This window comes from Planomonospora algeriensis, from assembly GCF_977012225.1.
Genome location: NZ_CDRNDK010000653.1, coordinates 1 through 2,745, shown reverse-complemented (window position 1 = coordinate 2,745; position 2,745 = coordinate 1). Strand labels below are relative to the sequence as shown.

The following is a 2,745-nucleotide window of genomic DNA, read 5'->3' as shown; positions in this document are numbered from 1 at the left end:
GGCGGCGGGGCGGGTCAGCGGCCATGCCGCATGACCTCCTCGCGCAGCCGGTCGGTGATCCGGCCCGCCTGCTCGGCCACCTCGGCGGAGTCGGTGCGGCGGGGCCGCTCCAGCGTCACCGGGAAGTCCTCGACGACGCGGCCGGGGCGGCTGCTCAGCAGGACCACCCGGTCGCCGAGCCGTACGGCCTCGCGGACGTTGTGCGTGACGAACAGGACCGACAGGTTCCGCTCGCGCCAGATGCGCTCCAGTTCGTCGTGGAGCAGGTCGCGGGTCATCGCGTCGAGCGCGCCGAACGGCTCGTCCATCAGCAGCACGTCGGCGTCCTGGGCGAGCGCCCGGGCCAGCGCGACCCGCTGGCGCATGCCGCCGGAGAGCTCGTGCGGGCGCTTGGCGCCGAACCCGCCGAGGTGCACGGTCTCCAGGAACTCCGCAGCGCGTGCCCGGCGCTCCGCCCGGGTCACGCCCTTGGCCCGGAGCGCCATCTCGATGTTGGCCGAGACGGTCAGCCAGGGGAAGAGCGCCGGCTCCTGGAACATCATCGCCACCCGGCCCCCGTCGGCCTCGATCCGCCCCGCGGTGGGCCGGTCGAGCCCGGCGACCAGGGACAGCAGGGTGCTCTTGCCGCAGCCGGAGGCGCCGAGCAGGCAGACGAACTCCCCGGCGCCGACGTCCAGGGAGACCTCGTCGAGGGCCAGCAGGCCGGTCCGGCCCTGGCCGTACATCTTGGAGACGGCCTCCAGCCGGACGGCGGGCCCGCGGCCCTCCGCCCGGCCGGCGGCCTGCTCCGTGAGCGGAGCGGTCACGTGTTCCTCCTCTTGCCTCGGCGGACCCCGTCGGGGAGCCTCACTTGTCGGAGATCTGCGGCCGGCCCTTGGCGGCGAGGACCTCGTTCAGGATCTTCAGGTCGTAGATGCCGGTGAGGTCCACCGGCTCGAGCAGCCCGACCTTGACGGCGTGGTCGGCGCTGCCCACCAGGGACGAGGCGATCGGGTCGTCGGTGAAGGTGATGTTCTTGAAGGCGCCGTCGAGCACCTCGGGCTTGAGCGGCTTGCCGGCCAGCTTCTCCAACGCGGCGTTGGCCGTCTCGGCGGCCTCGGCCGGGTCGGAGGCGATGAGCTCGTTGGCCTCCACGTGGGCCTCGATGAGCTTCCGCACCGCCTCCGGGTGCTCCTTCGCGAACTCCTGGCGGACGATCAGGTGGGTGATCACGAACTCCTTGCCCGGCCACAGGTCCCGCTCGTCGACCAGCACCTTGCCGCCGCTCTCGGTGATGAGGCGGCTGGCGAACGGCTCGGGCACCCAGGCGCCGTCGATGTCGCCGGTGGCGAAGGTCTGGATGGTCTGGGAGTTCTCCTGCGGCACGATCGAGACCTCGCCGCCGCCCTTGGTGTCGGCCTTGACGCCCTTGGAGTCGAGCCAGTGGCGCAGCGCCACGTCCTGGGTGTTGCCGAGCTGCGGGGTGGCGATCTTCTTGCCCTTGAGGTCCTCGACGCTCTCGATGCCCGGTTTGACGACGAGGAAGACGCCGCCCGAGGCCGCCCCCGCGACGATCTTGATGGCCTGGCCCTTGGACTTGGCCCAGGCGTTGATGGCCGGGTTGGGGCCGATGTAGGTGGCGTCGACCGCCCCGGAGAAGACCGCCTCGATCGCGGCTGGGCCGGCGTTGAAGGTGCTGGTCTTGAGCGCCGTGCCGGAGCCGAGGTGCTTGGCGTACAGGCCCTTCTCCACCCCGACCAGCGCGGTGGCGTGCGTGATGTTCGGGAAGTAGCCGAGCCTGACCTCGGCCGGTCCGCCTCCGCCGCCGGCGGCCGCGGCGGTCGTCCCGGCGGGCTCGGCGTTCCCGCAGGCCGCCGCCAAGGTGGTGAGCGCCAGTGCGGCCAGTGCGGCCACCGCTCCGCGGGCCCTGCGAGCGTTCATGAGTTCTCCCTATTTCCCACTTATTTAGTAGAGTTAGTGTGTTTATAGAGCCCCGCCACCTCCGCGTCAAGCCGGATGCCGAATCCGTCCACGAACGCCGCACCCCCGTGCCGCGTGGCCAGTGCCCTCTGCCCGCCCTTCCGTCTCCCCGCCCATCCCCTTTCGGAAGGAAGCAACCCATGTCATCCCTCACCGTCACCCCTGTCGCCGGCCGTATAGGCGCCGAGATCTCCGGCGTACGGCTCGGCGGAGACCTGCCCGCCGACGTCGTGGCCGAGATCCGCCTGGCGCTGCTCACCCACAAGGCGGTCTTCTTCCGCGGCCAGGACCATCTCGACGAGCAGGGCCAGGTGGCCTTCGCCGACGACCCGGAGCGGGCCCGGGAGTACGCCGAGGTGTTCTCCTCCACCGTCTTCGAGACCGAGCACCCGGTGGTCCGCGTGCATCCGGAGACGGGCGAGCGCGCGATCCTGCTGGGAGACTTCGCCAAACGCCTGGTGGGCCTGTCCTCCGAGGCGTCGGCCTCGCTGATCCGGCTCGTCCAGGAGCAGGTGACCCAGGTCGAGAACACCGTGCGCTGGCGGTGGGCCCCCGGCGACGTGGCGGTGTGGGACAACCGCGCCACCCAGCACCAGGTCGTGCACGACTTCGGCGACCGGCCCCGCCGCCTGCACCGCGTCACCGTCGCCGGGGACGTCCCGGTCGGTGTGGACGGCCGGCCGAGCACCGTGCTCGCCGGTGACGCCGCCGCCTACTCCCCCGTCGCCGCCTGACGGTCCCGGGGGAGACCGCGCGGAGAAGGGGGCCGGCGGCCGGGCGCACCCG

Annotated in this window: 3 protein-coding genes; 1 reads left to right on the top strand and 2 read right to left on the bottom strand. The window is 72.2% G+C overall.

The window, feature by feature from the left end:
- Window positions 1–14 precede the first annotated feature (14 nt).
- Together ACWJ6R_RS34015 and ACWJ6R_RS34010 are read right to left on the bottom strand one after the other, a co-directional pair.
- A complete protein-coding gene (locus ACWJ6R_RS34015; RefSeq protein ID WP_373293817.1) occupies window positions 15–806 on the bottom strand; it encodes an ABC transporter ATP-binding protein in 792 nt (263 codons plus the stop codon).
- Between the two features lie 40 nt (window positions 807–846).
- The gene (locus tag ACWJ6R_RS34010; RefSeq protein WP_449066150.1) at window positions 847–1,920 is read right to left on the bottom strand and encodes an ABC transporter substrate-binding protein; all 1,074 of its coding nucleotides are present in this window, start codon (window positions 1,918–1,920) and stop codon (window positions 847–849) included.
- Window positions 1,921–2,099: 179 nt separating this feature from the next.
- On the opposite strand from ACWJ6R_RS34010, the gene ACWJ6R_RS34005 reads away from it, so the two are divergent.
- Window positions 2,100–2,693: a TauD/TfdA dioxygenase family protein gene (locus ACWJ6R_RS34005; RefSeq protein WP_449066149.1), complete on the top strand. Its 594-nt coding sequence runs from the start codon at window positions 2,100–2,102 to the stop codon at window positions 2,691–2,693.
- The last annotated feature ends 52 nt before the right edge of the window (window positions 2,694–2,745 follow it).